This window comes from Acidobacteriota bacterium (genome assembly GCA_022340665.1).
Classification (GTDB): domain Bacteria; phylum Acidobacteriota; class Thermoanaerobaculia; order Thermoanaerobaculales; family Sulfomarinibacteraceae; genus Sulfomarinibacter.
Map to the genome: position 1 here is coordinate 21,680 of JAJDNM010000046.1, position 16,979 is coordinate 38,658.

Genomic DNA, 16,979 nt, shown 5'->3' on the forward strand with positions numbered 1-16,979 from the left:
AGCCTAGCGCGATCGGGTATCCAGGTCCACTCGCCTGCCACCCACCCATTTCGGATTTCGGATTTCGAATTTTCCGCCCACCCACCCCTCGACAATTCAACTCAACCATTCAGCGATTCGTTGAATCAAACATCCAACATCCAACATCGAGTATCCAGCATCCAGCATCCAGCATCCAGCATCGAGCATCCAGCATCGAGCATCCAGCATCCAGCATCTGTCTGGGCGGGTGGGAGGAAACATGCGAGGATAGACGACGGTGAAACGGAGCTTGGTGTTGAGCGAAGTTGTAACAGAGAATCCTGAAAAGACCGAAAGGCCGGTGATGCGGCTCCTGCGGGAGTATGCCTGGCCCTACAGGTGGAGCTACCTCGCGGGCGCCATTTTTCTGTGGATCACCAATTACCTGGCGGTCAGTATTCCAGGACAGATCGGCCACGCGATCGATGCCCTTCGCGCGGAGCAACCTATGGCCCGCTACATCGTGGCTATCGCGCTCATGGGCGTGGCGGTGATCGTGGTCCGGAGCCTGTCGAGAGTTCTCATCTTCAATCCCGGGCGCCACATCGAGTACAACCTGCGGAAAGATCTTTTCGCCCATCTCTTGAGGCTGCAGCCGTCATTTTACGCGACCCAGAAGAGGGGGGATATCGTCAGCCGGGCCGCCAACGACATCAGCTGGGTTCGTACGCTGGTCGGGTTCGGTGGGTTGCAGGTGATCAACGTGACCCTCGCTGTAGCCCTCACCGGGTGGAAGATGATGTCGCTGTCGCCGAGGCTCACATTTGTGGTTCTGGTGCCGATCGCTCTCGGCGCTGGTCTCGTTCAGTGGGGCATCCGACGCCTCTTCCTGCTTGCGCGTAGGAGCCAGGAACAGCTCGGCGAGATCTCCGAACACGTTCTCGGCAGCTTGCAGGGCATGGCGGCGATCCAGGGTTTCGTGGCAGAGGAGTCGTTCATCGAGCGTTTCGAGACGAGAAACATCGCGTGGCTCAGCACCGGAATGCGCCTTGCCCTTATTCGCTCGATCGCTCTACCACTGCTCGTCCTCTCGGGCGGCGTGGCCATGTTCGCCCTGATCGCAGTGGGTGGAAGGATGGCTCTCTCCGGCACCCTGACCGTCGGAGAGCTCGCTGCCTTCACCGCGCTGTTGACCGTCTTTCTGCCTCCCCTTCGATCGATGGGGTGGATGATGTCGGTGATCCAGCGGGGGAGGGCCGCTCTCGAACGGATTTTCGAGCTCATGGATGCACCAATCGAGCGACCAGAGGGCTCAACCGGTGTGATTCTGGACGCAGGACGCGGCCCGAGGATCGATATTCGAGATCTCCATTTTGCCTACCCGGACGAACCGGGACGCGAGGTGCTCAGCGGCCTGACCGCGACCATCCCGGCTGGTGGCGTAGTCGGACTCTTCGGGCGGACCGGAAGCGGCAAGAGCACACTGTTGCATCTTCTCATCCGGCTCTACAATCCGCCGGCAGATTCAGTCTACGTCGATGACGTCGATATTCTGACGCTCGATCTCGAGAGCTGGCGCCAGCGGCTGACGGTCGTACCTCAGCGACCGTTCCTCTTTTCCGACGCGATTTCCGCCAACGTCTCTCTCGAAGAGAAGCCGAATGTATCGCGGATTCGGGACGCGGTTGACATGGCGGCGCTGGGTGCCGATCTCGAGGCCCTCCCGGACGGCCTTCAAACAGTGGTCGGTGAGCGCGGTATCATGCTTTCCGGTGGTCAGCGACAGCGGGTCGCGCTTGCCCGAGGCCTCTACCGGAGTGGTGATGTGTTGATCCTGGACGACGTGCTGTCGGCAGTCGATCACCAGACGGAATCGCAGCTGGTGGATACGGTCGCTCACCTCGCGCGCCGACCGGAAGCACCAACGGTCCTGATCTCGAGCCACCGTCTCTCGGCCCTGCGACATTGCGACACGGTGTTGGTGCTCGACAGCGGCAGGTTGGTCGATGAAGGCCCGCACAGCGAGCTGATACGAAGGCCGGGGGTTTACCGGGATACCTGGCTCGTGCAGAGCCAGAGTGCGGCGGACGAGGTGGCGTCGTGAGGGATCGCTCGATGCTGCGCCACCTGTGGCCGTTTCTCAGGCCCGATTCATGGGCCTTCGCTCTCGCTCTGATTCTGACGCCGGTCACCGCGGGCCTCAGCCTGGTTCAGCCTTGGATCCTGAAGAAGGTCATCGACGACCACATCGTGGCGGGGGTGAGCGAGGGATTGATGACCCTCGCGCTGCTCTATCTCGGTGCGGTTGGCGTCGCGTATGTGCTCGAGGGTGGATACGTGATGTCACTCGCGTGGGGTGGCCAGCGCACCATCGTGCGGCTGCGCTCGGGTGTCTATCGGAAGCTTCTGAGTCTGCGTCAGAGCTATCTCGACCGGCAGCCCGCAGGTCGCCTGTTGACCCGGGCGACCTCGGATATCGACGCCCTCGGAGAAGCGTTCTCTTCCGGCCTTATCAACATCGTTCTCGACCTCCTGATGATCACCGGCACCCTGATTGCAATGTTCCTGCTCGATTGGAAGCTGACCCTCGTCTTGATGCTGTTGGCGCCGCCGATTCTCGCCGTACTCGAGATCATTCGTCGCCGCCTCAGGGTTCTCTTTCTGGAGGTGCGAGAGGCGTTGGCGTCGGTCAATGCCTTTCTCGCCGAAAGGGTGGACGGCGTCGAGGTTGTCCAGCTCTTTGGCAACGAGGACCATTCGGAGCGCCTGTTCGACCTCAGGAACGATCGATTCCGTCGCGCTACGACACGCTCGAATGTTTACGACTCGTTCATGTACGCGCTGGTCGACGGCACTGCAGCCATCTGCGTGGCAGTGATGCTGTGGTACGGGTCTGGGTTGGCCACTCAAATGGGATTTCCCCTGCCGCTGAGCGAGCCGGTCAGCGCGGGCGTGCTGGTTGCCTTCATCGAGTACCTGGACCGCCTCTTCCGGCCGCTCCGGGAGCTCTCGTCTCGGGTCGCGGTGCTGCAACGGGGCGCAGCCGCACTCGAGAAGGTCCTCGGTCTTCTCGACGTCACGGAAACCGTGTCCGAAGACGGAGTCAGCCACCCGGAGGTCGCGGGCGAGATCAAGATGCGTGAGGTGTTCTTCAGATACAGGCCAGACACCGAGGACGTCCTGAGCGGAATCGACCTGGACGTGAATCCCGGTGAAGTGGTAGCGGTGGTCGGTTCGACCGGTTCTGGCAAAACCACGCTGACCCGAATCCTCGACACTTCGTACACGGGCTATAGGGGGAGCATCACGCTTGACGGGAAGGAGCTGTCGGGCCTGCGATCGAAAGACGTGCGTCGCCGGATCGCGGGTGTGCGGCAGGATCCGCAGCTGTTTTCGGAGACGGTGCGCTTCAACATCGATCTGGGGAACGAAAACATCGATGCAGCCGAGACCGAGGCTGCGGCGGAGCTGGTCCATGCCGATCGGGTGATCGATCGCGTCGGGTGGGACCATGTGCTGCGTGAACGAGGTGCCGATCTGTCGGTGGGGGAAGGGCAACTGCTGACCTTCGCGCGCGCGATGGCGCACGATCTTTCGGTGGTTGTGCTCGACGAAGCCACTGCGTCCGTTGACTCGATCACGGAGCAGCTGATTCAGGATGCGATTGCCAAGATCTTCGAGCGCAAGACGGTGCTCGTGATCGCACACCGGCTTTCGACGGTGGAGCGTGCCGACCGGATCGTGATGATGGACCATGGGCGTATCGTCGAGCAGGGCACCCACCACGAGCTGCTCGCTGCCGGCGGCGCCTACGCCAAGCTCGTCCGTGCCGGCGAAGACCTCCTGGTCGCGTGACCCGCCCACCCGCCCGATACTCGATGCTGGATGTTGGATCCTGGTCTCACCCAACCAGCCCTTGGCACTCATGAATCAGGATTCAACCGTTTGTAGAATCCAAAAATCCAACATCAAGCATCAAGCATCAAGCATCGAGTATCGAGTATCCGAGGTATGTGTGGGTGGGCGGGAAATCCCAAATCCGCATTACGTGGGTGGGTGAGTTACCATGGTGCCCCGCTTCTTGCGAGGTGACAGATATGGCGTCTCAAATGAGTCGAGATCCTGCGCGGGCCCCGGACCGGGTGGACGTGCGTGCAGTGAGGAAGGAGGATGCGATGCGTGGTTTTCTTCGTTCGGCGGGTTTGATCGTTGTCCTGTGTGTCGTGGCTGGCGTGGCCGCCGCAAATGACTATTTTCCGCAGTCTGTGGCTTCGGGTGATCCGACGCCGACGAGTGTCGTGCTGTGGACCCGAGCGATCGACGGTGATGGCGGGATTCCTTCCGGTGTCATTCTCAGTGTCGCCACCGATCAGGCCTTTACGAATGTGGTGATGAAGCGGTCGATTGAGATTGACAAAGAATACGACGGCGTCGTCAAGGTCAAGGTCGACGGGCTGATGCCGTACACCGACTACTACTACCAGTTCGCGGTCGACGAAAACCTATCGCAAATCGGCCGCACGCGGACTGCGCCGACCCCCGACATGGACGTCGATGTCAGATTTGCGGTGGTTTATTGCCAGGATTACATCGGTCGCTACTACAACGCCTATCTCAAATTGTTGCTCGATCACGACGAAGATATCGATTTCATCGTCCACCTTGGCGATTACGTCTACGAGACGACCGGAGACCCTCAGTTCCAGGATCCGGAGAGTGAACGAAAGATGGTCTTCGAGGACACCGAGGGTGCGATTCAGCTCGGCACGGAAGAGAACCCCAACTATGCCGCCGCCAGCCTGGCCAATTACCGAACCCTCTATCGCACCTACCGTTCGGACGAAGTGCTGCAGGAAGTCCACGAACGGTGGCCAATGCTCGTGGTCTGGGACGATCACGAGTATGCCAACGACGCTTGGGGTGCCACGGCGACCTACTACAACGGCCGTCGAGACGAGTACGACGTCGAGCGCAAGCAGAACTCGGAACGAGCTTTCTACGAGTGGGTGCCGATCGATGCCGGCCTCAACCAGGAGGGCGAGCTCGAGATCACCGCTGCCGATCTCTATCCGAACGCGAAGATCTATCGCGATCTGATCTACGGCTCGAACCTCCACCTTGTGCTGACCGATCTGCGGTCATTCCGGCCTGACCATTTGATCCCGGAAGACGCGTTCCCCGGCGAGATCGCGGTCGACGAGGAAACCCTTGCCGCCATGGTGGGTGAGGCGTGGCCGGCGGTCAGGGAGAGTTTCGACCCTTACGTCGATATGGACCTTCTCGGCGGTTATTTGCCGATCCTGCGGCAGACCACGAGCCTGATCGCCGCCAATCTCTACATGATGGAAAACCCCGAACTCGATTTCTTCACCGCGGTTGATCTGGGCGAGGCTGCGATGTCGGGGAATGTGAGCGCCACCTTCATCAATCTCCTGTTTACAGAGGCTGGGCTGCAAGCGCCGTTCTCTGCGGAAGTCCTGGCCATGCTACCGCGGGGGATCTCGTTCCTGGTGATGGGCAAGACCGCGATTTACTCTTCAGGCGGATCGCGGACGCAGGTCATCAAGGATACCTTCGACCTCTACGCCGCCGCCCGCTACCTCGAGACAGAGGGCGCGGCGCAGGAGGTGTATGGAGCGCAGCAGAACGCCTGGCTCCAGGGGACGTTGCTCGCCAGTCCGACGACCTGGAGGGTTCTGGGCCACTCGTTCATGATGACGCCGATGGTGATCGATTTCACCAACCCGGCGATCGCCGATATGCTGCCCGTTGAATTCCCGGATTTCCTCCGCACAAAACTGGTGATCAACGCCGAGGACTTCAACGGCCTGCCGCAAAAGACCATGGAGGTGCTGGGACTCCTCGGTCTGGTCCCGAACACGGTAGTGATTTCGGGTGACATCCACTCGACATTCGTGACCGACCACAAGAACGGAATTTACGAGATCACACCGCCGGCCATCTCCTCGGCGACGAACGCCGAGATCGTGATCAGGGTCGTCGCTTCCGACCCGATACTCGGGCAGATACCGGGCATCGAGGAGATTCTCCAAAACTACGCCCTCCTCCTCCAGGTATCGGCGATGAGCCCGGCTGTGTCGCAGTCCGATATCCTGTACGCCAATACCTTTTCCCACGGTTACGGCATCTTCGACGTCGCCGACAGCGTGATGAAGATCCTCATCCAGCAGATGCCTTCGGACGAGGTTGGTAACAGCTACTACGACGATCCGGAGGCGTTGGAAGCCCTGTTTACTCCGCTCAGATTCACGATTCGGGATGGGGTGCTGACTCCTGCGCCCTGATGAATCCGGTCCATCTGGCAAATCGAGGGCCCGCTCGACGGGCCCTCTTTCTCATTTTGCGATGATCGTGGACACTTGAGACATGAACAACACCATTGACCAGCCGGTCGCGGCTCGCCCCGGAGAAACACTAGATACCGTGAGCTTGGCTCCTTTCCTAGCAACCGCGCTCGGACTCGAGGGCGATATCGAAGTTCTGCAATATCCTTCGGGATATTCGAACCTCACGTACATGCTGCGGGTCGGAGATTCGGAGCTAGTGCTCCGGCGGCCACCATTCGGCAGCAAGCCGAAGACCGGCCACGATATGCGGCGCGAGTTTGATGTGTTGACCGCCCTTCAAAACGACTTTCCCTACTGCCCGAAACCGTTGGCGCACTGCGACGATGAAGGCATCATCGGCGCACCCTTCTACGTGATGGAGCGCATCGAGGGCATCATCGTCAGAAGGGATTTTCCACCGGAGATGTCACTGTCTCCCGAGGACATCAGAGGCCTCTTCGAAAACGTCGTCGACGTGCATATCGAGCTGCACTCGGTTGACCATCGGTCCGTTGGCCTCGAGACATTCGGCAAGTCAAAAGGGTACGTCGAGCGGCAGATAGCCGGATGGTCCGACCGGTATCGCAGGGTGCGTACACCCGACGTGCCCGACTGTGAAGGCGTCATGACTTGGCTGGAGGCAAATCGACCACCGGACACCGGCACCGGATGCATCGTCCACAACGATTTCCGCCTCGACAATCTGGTCCTCGACCCGCACGAACCACGGCGGATCATCGGTGTCCTCGACTGGGAGATGGCGACAATCGGTGACCCTCTAATGGATCTCGGGGCGTCACTCGCGTACTGGGTGGAGCAGAGCGACCCTCCCGCCATGCAGGCGATGCGGATGATGCCCACAAACGTGGTTGGAGCGCCCTCGAGGGCGGAGGTGATCGCCCGATATGCGGATAAGAGCGGCATCGAAGTCGGAGATTTTGGCTTCTATTACTGCTACGGTCTTTTCCGTCTCGCGGTGATCGTCCAGCAGATCTACTACCGTGCGTACCACGGCCAGACGAAGGATCCCCGTTTCCTGAATCTCAATCTGTGGGTTTCGGTGCTTGCTGACGCAGCCGAGGCAGTGACGAGGTAGAAACGCGTTGCGCGCCCGTCCCGACGAAAATCAAGCTGGCCCAGATTTCAACGAGGGCGCCACGAGGTGCGCGCACGCGCGACGTCTGTGTCGTCGTCCGGTCGCATTAACTGATGGCGCACCTCGATTCCCTCTTCGCGGTCAATCAGCTGGCTGCGCGACATGACGGTCTGGCCGTGGTGGCATTCGGAGAGGAACTTGATCTCGAGCGAGGCGAGCTCGTGAATGTCCCAGATCTCGTCCGGCACGGCTTCGACCGCCCATTCCACATAGCTCGTGTTGTTGACGTGCCCGGCGAGGTCGAGATCTGAACGGCGAACAGTGAACGGGATTTCGTGGTCGATCGGATCCGGTGGCGAAAGGTCTCCACCTCTTGTGGGTGTGTGATCGAGGCCCAGCGCGGTCAAGCGTTCCACCACCCGTGCCGGAAGACGGATGGGGCGCCGCCGTCCCAGATCGAGAACCAGCCACAGGGTGGTCGCGGTTCCGATCCGACGGTCAGATACGTCGAAGATCAAGAACTTTCGCTCGGTGAAAAGTCGGTTCAAAGCATCCGGCCAGGTCTCGATGACGATCTCCTCGTCCGCTCCAGGCCATCTCTCCATCTCGAGCTGGAGTCTGGAGAGGACCCACGCGAAACCACTGTCGATGAGCACCTCCACCGCGACGCCGAGAATGGCGGCATGCGTGGTTGCGGCCTCCTGTAGGAATTGGCAGAGGATCGGAATCCGAAGCCGGTCCTGTGGATCGGTCTCGTAGGACCGCACGCGGAACCGGCTGCGGTGAGGGTTTTTCATTTCGGTGTTCGCCGAATGCTAGCACGCGCTGCTCCAACCGATCGGTCGATTTCCGGGCAGGGTGGAGGCACAATGTGGCATGGGCCGCCGGAACCCGTGCTTCGATCACGACTGCCACATCTGTTGCGTGAATACTCGCATGACACTGACCGAGGCGGACGTTTCTCGACTGCAATCGGCGGGCCAAAACGCGTTCTGTTTCGTCAACGATGATGACGACCTTCAGCTCGTGAATGTTGATGGGCAGTGCATCTTTCTCGCCAACGGCCGGTGCTCGGTTCACCAGGACCGGCCCGAGGGCTGCCGCCTCTACCCGATGATTCTCGATCTGTCCGTGGATCGGGTGGTCCTCGATGCATTCTGCCCGTGGGCGTGCGAGTTCGGGTTTACCCGGGAGGACGAGGTGCAACTGCGCCGATCGGTTGTCGATGAGGCGAGGGAAAGCCGGATCAGAGGATCCAGAAGGCGATCAGGCTGATCACGCCGAGGCCGCCGAGCAGGGCGAGGCTGAGCCCCCCGGTGCGCTTGGATCCGAAGATTACCGCGTAGATCCCCTTCATCAGGTTGTTGACTGCGGCGGCGATGACCACCGCCAGGGCGGCGGTCTCGATCGAGAGTGTCGAGCCGACGGTCTGGGTCAAACCGAGGATGAATGGGTCGACGTCAGCGGCACCCATGACGGCGGCCATAACGAGAACCCCGGTGTCGCCGAACCTGTGTGTTACCACTTTTGTGGCGATCAGAATCACCAGGAAGATTGCCGCGAACGTGAAAGCGGAGGTCAGCTCAAGAGGGTTGCGATCGCGTCGATCGGCCGACGGATCGAAGCTGCAGTCCTTGGCCATGCCGGTGAAGTGCGTCAACAGTATGCCGATCACGATGGCCGCGATCCCCAGTCCCCAGAACAGCGCGGTGAGCTGGCTGGCGAGAGTCGCGGCGAAGAGAAGCAGCAGGATCCACAGACGGATGTACATCATTCCGGTGGCTGAGAGGATGGCGCCGGCGTAGGCGACCGAGCACGGCTCTCTCGTTTTCGATTGCCGCGCGAGGACCACGGTCGTAACGGTCGAGGAATAGGCGCCTCCAAGGAGGCCGGCGATGATCAGCCCCCGATCCTCACCCCACCACATCTGTAACAGGTAGCTCACGTAGGAGATAGCCGAAACCGCCACCACGACGAGCCAGATATTGAACGGATTGATCTCAAACGGGGTGAATTCCTCGTTCGGGACGACCGGCAGGATGACCGCGGTCAGGAGGAGAAATCGCAGAAGGGTGCGCATCTCGTGCCGCGGGAGGGCGGTTGCCAGACCTTCGAGGAACCGTTTCTCGTGCAGCAAGATGACCGCGACCACTCCGGTGGCTATTGCGATCCAGTACAAGCCCATGGCGGCGCAGCCACCGATGGAGTAGGTGAGCAGGGCGGCCGTCTCGGTGGTGATACCGGCCTCTCCCTCCTTCAAGGAGTACCAATGCGACATGCCGACCAAGCCGCCCATCACCACCAGTCCGAGGGAGAAGGGAAGTGTGGTCGTCGGAAAGGCCACGACCAGCAGAAAACCGACGAGGCCAATGATCGGAAAGGTGCGAACGCCGCCGATCCCGTCCGGTTCATGCTCCTCGCGCTCGAAACCGATCAGCAGGGAAAGGCCGAGCGTGAGGACGAAACCGAAGAACTCGGGCGGAAGATGGGAGAAGAAGGCGTCCACCAAGCCATTTTAGCGTTTGTGAGCACCTAGCGTCGAAAAACTGGGAAGGTAATCATCAATTCGGCAGATTCTGGATGTTGGATACTGGATGCTGGATCCGCCCGCCCACCCCTGGACATTCACGGGAGAGGATTGAAGTTTTTGTTGCATCCAGCATCCAGCATCCAGCATCTATCTAGCATCTAGCATCCAGCATCTATCTAGCATCTAGCATCTAGCATCGAGGTTCGAGGATCAATCGTCCTCAACCAGCTGATCGAGGAGATCCGGGTCTGCTGCCCGCGGCACGGTGACGTGCCCCCGGCCTGCGTTGGCGCGATTCCAGGTATCGACCGTTTCGACGGCGTTTTCGTTGCGAGCCCAGGCTCGGCGGGCGACACCGCCCATGGCATCCCACTCGAGCGCGGTGTCGAGAACACGATCCACCCGTTCAGACCCGTCGAGCACGAGGCCGAAGCCACCATTGATCGCCTTGCCGGTGCCAACCCCTCCGCCGTTCGAGAGAACCGCCATGGTCATGCCGCGGGCGGCGTTACCGGCCCAGCACTGGTGCGACATGTCGGCGACCGTATTCGAGCCGTCGTAAATGTTGGCGGTTTCGCGGAAGGGCGAATCCGTGCCGCCGGTATCGTGGTGGTCGCGGCCCATCATCACCGGACCGATTTCGCCTTCACGTACCATACGGTTGAACTCCCGGGCGATTGAGGTCCGCCCCTCTGCATCTGCATAGAGAATTCGAGCCTGGGTGCCGACAACCAGGGCATTCGATTCGGCGTCTCGAATCCACTGCCAGTTGTCACGGTCCTGGCCGCGGCGGGCGGGGTCGATACAGCCCATCGCCGCGGCATCAGTCTTGGCGAGATCCTTTGCTTTGCCCGACAGGCAGACCCAGCGGAACGGGCCGTAGCCGTAGTCAAAGCACATCGGGCCCATGATGTCTTCGACGTACGAGGGCCAGATGAAGCCCTCGGAGGTGTCGACACCGTTCTTCGCAATTTCTGTCGCACCAGCATCGAAGACCGCCTTCATGAAGGCATTGCCATAGTCCCAGAAATGGGCGCCTTTCTCGGTCAACCTTCGCAGCACCTCGAAGTGTCGAACCAGGCTTAAATCCACCAGGGCGGCGAATCGATCACGGTCTGAAGCGAGCAGCTCTCGGCCTTCCTCGAAGCCAACACCCGCCGGCGTGTATCCACCGCCGTAGGGGACGTGGCACGAAGTCTGATCGGAATAGAGGTCGACCTCGATATCATTCGCGTCGAGATACTCGAGGAGATCGACGACGTTTCCGAGGTAGGCAATGGAGATCGGTTCGCCGGCATCCGCTGCCTCGAGCATCCAGCGGACCGAGGTCTCCAAATCGTCGCTGACCCTCGAGACCCAGCCCTGCGAGTGCCGGGTCTCGACCCTGGATGGGTCGACCTCTGCAACGATGCCGGCACCGCCCGCGATCTCGAGTGCTTTCGGCTGGGCGCCGGACATGCCGCCGAGGCCCGAGGTCACGAATGTCTTGCCCGCGAGATTGCCGTTGTCGGGCACCCCGAGGTAGAGACGCCCGGCGTTGAGAAGGGTGATGTAGGTGCCGTGAACGATCCCCTGTGGGCCGATGTACATCCATCCGCCGGCAGTCATCTGGCCGTAGTTGACGCAGCCGAGGGCGGCGAGGCGGTGGAAATCCTCCGGGGTATCGAACATCCCCACCATCAACCCGTTGGTGATGATGGTCCGCGGCGCCTCCGGGCGGGATGGAAAGAGGCCGAGCGGGTGGCCCGAGCTGACCACCAGGGTCTGGCTGTCATCCATGATCTCGAGGTATCGCTTGATCAGCAGGTACTGCATCCAGTTCTGGCAGACCTGTCCCGATTCACCGTAGGTCACCAACTCGTAGGGATAGAGCGCGACGTCGAAATCGAGGTTATTGTCGATCATCACCTGCATCGCCTTCGCCTCGGTGATGCGCCCGGTGTAGGAATCAATCGGACGGCCGCTGATATTGCCGTCGGGTCGGTAGCGGTAGCCGTAGATCCGGCCGCGCGTCATCAGCTCCTCGAGGAACTCCGGTGCGATGATCTCGTGGTGCTCCAGCGGCACGTAGCGAAGGGCGTTTGCCAACGCCACCTTCGTGTCATGAGGGTTGAGGGTGCAGCCTCGATCGGGCGCCCGGCGGATCCCGGGCTTGAATTCCGTGACCTCCGGCAGTTCAGTCAGCTCGACGGTCAGTGCGGGTTCGCTCATCTCGTCCTCCGGTGGGGCATTGTATCTTCCACCTCGCGCCCGTGCCCGTATCCGTGCCAAACCTGGGAAGACGACAATACGGTTTCCCCGCCCACCCGCCCACGGCCCGACGGCAGGTGGTTCTTGTATTTTTCGCACGAGGATTCATTATTCGGCCGTTTTGCCGTATGGCCGTTAAACCGTATGGCCTGGGGGGCCTGGTGGTGGCTACTCCTCGAACGGCACCCTGGCGATTTCGACCTCGGGATGGAAGAGATCATTCACCTTGACCCCGGCCGACGACAGCGAATAGACCACGTCCTCGATATAGACGCTGCGCCGGATCCAGGCGTGCTGCCCCGACGAGCCCAGCTCCTCGTGGTCGATCCTGCCGATCTCGCGGATCCCTTCCTCCGGGTCGGCCGCCAGCACCAGCAATCCGCTGAAGCGTCCTTCGGCGCCGTCGATGTAGGCCGGGATAGAGAGAACGCCGCGGTGGTAGGTGAACGCGTGGTGATCGTGCATCGCCTCGGACCATGACCAGGTGTCTTGGTTGCTCTCGACCAGGTGTCGCTGCGCGAGCGTCGGGGCCGACGGGTCGCGGACGTCGAAGATGCTCACTGCCAAGCCGATCACCCGACCGTCTTCGTCCGCTTCCTGTCCAACTGCGAGCAGCCAGTCGTTGCCGATCGGGTGGAGGTAGGACGAGAATCCGGTCACTTCGAGCTCACCGACGACCTTCGGGAAGAACGGGTCGGAGAGATCCAAAGTGAAGAGCGGATCGATCTGTTCGAAGGTGACGACGTATCCCGTGTCACCCATGAATCGAACCGCGAAGATCCGCTCGTTGGGGCCGAGACCGCCGACCAGCCCCACCTCTCGGAGATGCCCGTTGCCGTCGTCGGACAGAATCGACACGGAACTCGCCTGTTCCCGCTCTGGCGTCGTGTTCCACCACCAGTCGAACTCGGTGGCGGCCACGCGCAGGAATCCCTGGTGTTCGGAGAGCGCGAATTGATCGAGGATCCAGCCGTCGACCTCTCCGGAGGCGGAATACCGAACAGGGCTGTCCTGCGAAGGATCGAGTTCGAATTTGTGGATCGCAGTCGTCATCTCTGTCGGAGCCCACATCCACCCCCACCACCACCAATCGCTCGTCTGCGCCACGTAGAGGTTCTTCCTCGAGGCGTAGACCGTCCAACCATCCGCGATCAGACCGGTGGCGCTGACCGGTCCGTTCTCGTCGAGGTCGAGATGGACGATCGAGAGAATAGCCCAGGTCGACGCGTGAACGGGTCTGAAGAGCGAGCCGCAATCGAGCAGCGGTTCAGCGATGGGTGCCGATTCTCTCTCCGAGACGTCGCGCATCCGGGGAAGCATGTCCTGGACCTCGTACTTGGCCAGGATTTCCGTCACCAGCGGCGCGAAGATCGTGCGGGCCTCGGCGAGGATGCTCTCGCGTTCGTCCTCGGTGGCATCCCAGGGTAGGTCGGGAAGCCCGAGATCATCGCGCCATGCCAGAACCCAGAGCTCTGGCGGCAGTTCGATGTACGAACGAACCACGGCGTATAGGTCTCCGTCGATCAGACGTGCGTCGACCAGCCACCCCTCGATGTCGACGACGCGCAGAACACCGGGTGAGGCCGGGTCCGCCACGTCGAGAAGTGTGAAGCGGGTTCCTCCGGTGAAACCGTCGGAATCTTCCTCCGAGTTCCACACATCGGATACGATCAGGGCGCGTCCGCCGCGCAAGAACAGGCCGCGGCCATATCCGGGAAGTTCTTCGACAGCCAGCTCAGCGGTGGCGGTGGCGGGCCAGGATTGCATGATGTGAAGGTCTTTGCCTTCAACGGCATACAGGTGTGTGCCGTCGGTTTTGACGATGTCGATCTCGTCGACTCCGGCCTCCTGGTTGTTGGTTGTCGTGAAGTCGCTGGGCACATCCGAGGATCCTCGGACATCCTCGGGACCTCCAGACCAGGGCAGCATGAACCATCGTTGATAACGGTACTCGAGTACCCGCTCCACGGCCACCTCGATCAGGTAGTCGCGCGCCTCGGCGCAGTCGTGCAGTGCTTTGAGAGCGACCGATGACGACGGTGGCTTGGTCGCCCTCACCCGGCGCCCTGCTGAACGGCGGGTTTGTGGCTCACGCAGGAACTCGTCGGTCCACGCCGCCTGGGACAGGACGGCGAGGAGGAGCGAGGTGAGCATCGCAATTGCCCGAATCGGTTTCATCACCACTCCCACTTCATGCCACAAACCGTAAGCACACTGACCAATATATATCGCGCATCCGGATGATGCCCGAAGTGTCGTGTCGCCGTCCATGAGGGCGGAGACCGGGGCGATGGGTTGAAGGTTGAAGACCCCCGTAGGGTCGTGCAGACGGTTGATTGACCGGTCGATTCAGGACGCCCGAACCACGACGGAATTCTGCCGTAGCAACTTGGATGCGGCGAATTCGGCCCGGGTCGAAAAACGACCCCGGATCTCATTTTTGGTATCTGTCCTGACACGACCGAGGCATGGATTGGCCCTCCGGGGAGAGATCTAAAGTACTCATGGCACTAAATTAATCTCCTTGTTGATTTTTATTCGCAATTTTTTTCACAATCGGATAAGATCTTCGGTCTGGAGGGTTCTCGGCCCCGATGATGGCTCTCGACACGGTGGATGTGAAACGACGGGTGCGGGTGATGATGATCGATGGAGGCCATCGTGTTCGTGCCCACCTCAACACTCTCGGCATCCACATCGGCGACTGGCTGACCGTTGTCGAACGGGCGCCATTCAGAGGTCCTGTTCTGGTCGAAGTGAACGGTACCAGGCTTGCCCTCGGTCGAGGCATCGCGGCCAAGATCCGGGTTGATCTGGATGGGAAGCTCGAGCCTCTGATCGGCCACCCGGCCGATCCGGAGGCAGGCCAGAAATGAGGTTCGTCCTCGCTGGACAACCGAACTCGGGAAAAAGCACCATCTTCAATTCGGTGGCGGGATACCGGGCGGCGACCGCCAACTTTCCGGGGTCCTCGGCTACGTTCACCGTGAGCAAGGCAATGATCCACGGTCATGAAGTGGAGGTCGTGGATCTGCCGGGCATCTACTCGCTGACCTCGTCAAGAGCGGATGCGGGAAAGTCGGAAGGATACCTCCTCGAAGATCCTTATGACCTGATCATCAACGTTGTGGACGCGAGCCGACTCGGCCGTTCGCTCGAGCTGACCATGCAGCTCCTCGAGCTTGAACGACCCATGATCATCGCTCTCAACATGATGGATGAGGCTGCTCGCGGTGGGATGGTGGTCGATCCCGACGAGCTGTCGCGGCAGATCGGCGTGCCGGTGGTGGCGACCGTCGGCAGGAGGGGTTCGGGTGTGAACGAGCTCTTCCGCCGAGCGCTGCAACACGTCCATACGGGCGACGACGCTGTCGCTCTGACCTATGACCGGGAGGTCGAAGAGGCCATCGAGGAGGTCACCGGATTGATCGATGCCGCCGACGTCGGGGACGGAGTGCCCGGGCGGTTGGTGGCGGAAAAGCTGCTCGAACGAGACCCGCACTTCGAGCGGCAAGTTTACGGCCAGCGGCCGGAACTCAAAAAGCCGGTGCGGGGCGTTGCGGCCGTGTTGCAGAAGGCGCACGGATGGAGTGCCGACCAGGTGATCTCCGGCTCTCGCCACGCGGTTGCACACTGTATCGAAGAGGAAGTCGTGGCCCATGAGCGACCGGAGATCGGCTGGCGCGAATGGGCAGATCGGGTGTTCCTTCACCCCTGGACCGGCGGACCAGTGATGATCGCGATTCTCGGTCTTCTGTTCTGGGTCGTGTTTCGGGTCGGACAGAGGATCGAGGTGCCGTTGGTCGAGATGACCGATCGGATGGGTGCGGTCCTCGCTGCACGGCTCCCACCCGATACGCTCCTGGGAACGCTTGCCGCCGGGGCCCTCACGGGAATCGCCGGCGGAGTTGCCATCGTCCTACCGTATCTGCTGCCCTTTCTGATCGGACTCGCGATCCTCGAAGACAGCGGATATTTGCCTCGGATGGCGTACGTCCTCGACGGATTCATGCACCGCATCGGCCTGCACGGTAAATCGGTGCTGCCACTGATTCTTGGTTACGGATGCTCGGTACCCGCGATCATGTCAGCGCGGATACTCCAATCCCAACGAGACCGGCGGATTACTGCTGTTCTCGCCTCGTTCATACCCTGTTCGGCACGGACAATCGTCATCTTCGGGTTGGTTGCAGCTTACATGGGTCCCTGGTGGGCGCTCGGCATCTACCTTTTCAACCTCACCGTGGTGGTTTCGCTCGGCAATGTTCTCGCGCGCACTGTCGATGGTGCTTCACCAGGCTTGATTCTCGAGATCCCCGAGTTGCAGCTTCCACAACTGAAGACGCTCGCGGCCAAGACGTGGCTGACCCTCAAGGAGTTCATCACGATCGCCTGGCCGCTGCTGGTCGTATCGTCGGTGATTCTCGGCCTCCTCGAATGGGCGGAAGCGGCCGACACGATTAACGCCCTGTTGTCGCCGCTCACCGTGCTGGCGCTCGGCCTGCCGGCGGCGGTCGGGATGACGCTGATCTTCGGCATACTCCGCAAGGAACTGACCTTGGTGATGCTCGTTCAGGCGCTTGGCACGACACATCTGTCGACCGTTCTGACCAATGGCCAGATGCTGACCTTTACGCTCTTTGTTGTCTTCTACGTGCCCTGCGTTGCGACGGTAGCAGTCATGGCGAAGGAGCTAGGCTGGCGCGACACCGCTGCGATCTCGGCCTTTTCGGTGGTTCTCGCACTCGTGATCGCAGTCGTCGGCCGTTTCGGTTACGCGCTTTTCGTCTAGACT

General features: G+C 60.9%; 11 protein-coding genes. 7 read left to right on the forward strand and 4 right to left on the reverse strand.

Annotated elements, in window-relative coordinates; all coding sequences use genetic code 11:
* Positions 1-259: 259 nt before the first annotated feature.
* The 4 genes from LJE93_06495 to LJE93_06510 all read left to right on the forward strand — a co-directional run bounded on the left by LJE93_06495 (position 260) and on the right by LJE93_06510 (position 7,404).
* Positions 260-2,065 (forward strand): ABC transporter ATP-binding protein/permease, encoded by a 1,806-nt coding sequence (locus tag LJE93_06495; GenBank protein MCG6948549.1) that lies wholly within the window; start codon positions 260-262, stop codon positions 2,063-2,065.
* Entirely contained in the window at positions 2,062-3,816 is a 1,755-nt protein-coding gene (locus tag LJE93_06500) for an ABC transporter ATP-binding protein/permease (protein MCG6948550.1), read from the forward strand. The genes LJE93_06495 and LJE93_06500 overlap by 4 nt, the downstream gene beginning before the upstream one ends.
* Before the next feature lie 320 nt (positions 3,817-4,136).
* A complete protein-coding gene (locus LJE93_06505; protein MCG6948551.1) occupies positions 4,137-6,266 on the forward strand; it encodes an alkaline phosphatase D family protein in 2,130 nt (709 codons plus the stop codon).
* 82 nt (positions 6,267-6,348) lie between these two features.
* Positions 6,349-7,404 carry a phosphotransferase family protein gene (locus LJE93_06510; GenBank protein MCG6948552.1) on the forward strand — a complete coding sequence of 352 codons (1,056 nt, stop codon included), beginning with the start codon at positions 6,349-6,351 and terminating at the stop codon, positions 7,402-7,404.
* A gap of 47 nt (positions 7,405-7,451) precedes the next feature.
* Here LJE93_06510 and LJE93_06515 read toward each other — a convergent pair whose 3' ends face one another.
* Positions 7,452-8,201 carry a hypothetical protein gene (locus LJE93_06515; GenBank protein ID MCG6948553.1) on the reverse strand — a complete coding sequence of 250 codons (750 nt, stop codon included), beginning with the start codon at positions 8,199-8,201 and terminating at the stop codon, positions 7,452-7,454.
* Between the two features lie 79 nt (positions 8,202-8,280).
* Here LJE93_06515 and LJE93_06520 point away from each other — a divergent pair, with 79 nt between their 5' ends.
* Entirely contained in the window at positions 8,281-8,679 is a 399-nt protein-coding gene (locus LJE93_06520; protein MCG6948554.1) for a YkgJ family cysteine cluster protein, read from the forward strand.
* Here LJE93_06520 and LJE93_06525 read toward each other — a convergent pair.
* The 3 genes from LJE93_06525 to LJE93_06535 form a co-directional block, all read right to left on the reverse strand.
* On the reverse strand, positions 8,651-9,910 hold the full coding sequence (locus LJE93_06525) for a DUF4010 domain-containing protein (protein ID MCG6948555.1): 1,260 nt from the start codon (positions 9,908-9,910) through the stop codon (positions 8,651-8,653). The genes LJE93_06520 and LJE93_06525 overlap by 29 nt on opposite strands.
* Before the next feature lie 234 nt (positions 9,911-10,144).
* Complete coding sequence (locus tag LJE93_06530; GenBank protein MCG6948556.1) at positions 10,145-12,145, reverse strand: urocanate hydratase; 2,001 nt, start codon at positions 12,143-12,145, stop codon at positions 10,145-10,147.
* A gap of 207 nt (positions 12,146-12,352) precedes the next feature.
* Positions 12,353-14,362, reverse strand: a complete 2,010-nt coding sequence (locus tag LJE93_06535) for a beta-propeller domain-containing protein (protein ID MCG6948557.1) — start codon at positions 14,360-14,362, stop codon at positions 12,353-12,355.
* Between the two features lie 416 nt (positions 14,363-14,778).
* Here LJE93_06535 and LJE93_06540 point away from each other — a divergent pair, with 416 nt between their 5' ends.
* Together LJE93_06540 and feoB are read left to right on the forward strand one after the other, a co-directional pair.
* Complete coding sequence (locus tag LJE93_06540; protein MCG6948558.1) at positions 14,779-15,060, forward strand: FeoA domain-containing protein; 282 nt, start codon at positions 14,779-14,781, stop codon at positions 15,058-15,060.
* Positions 15,057-16,976 (forward strand): ferrous iron transport protein B, encoded by a 1,920-nt coding sequence (gene feoB, locus LJE93_06545; GenBank protein MCG6948559.1) that lies wholly within the window; start codon positions 15,057-15,059, stop codon positions 16,974-16,976. The genes LJE93_06540 and feoB overlap by 4 nt, the downstream gene beginning before the upstream one ends.
* Positions 16,977-16,979 lie beyond the last annotated feature (3 nt).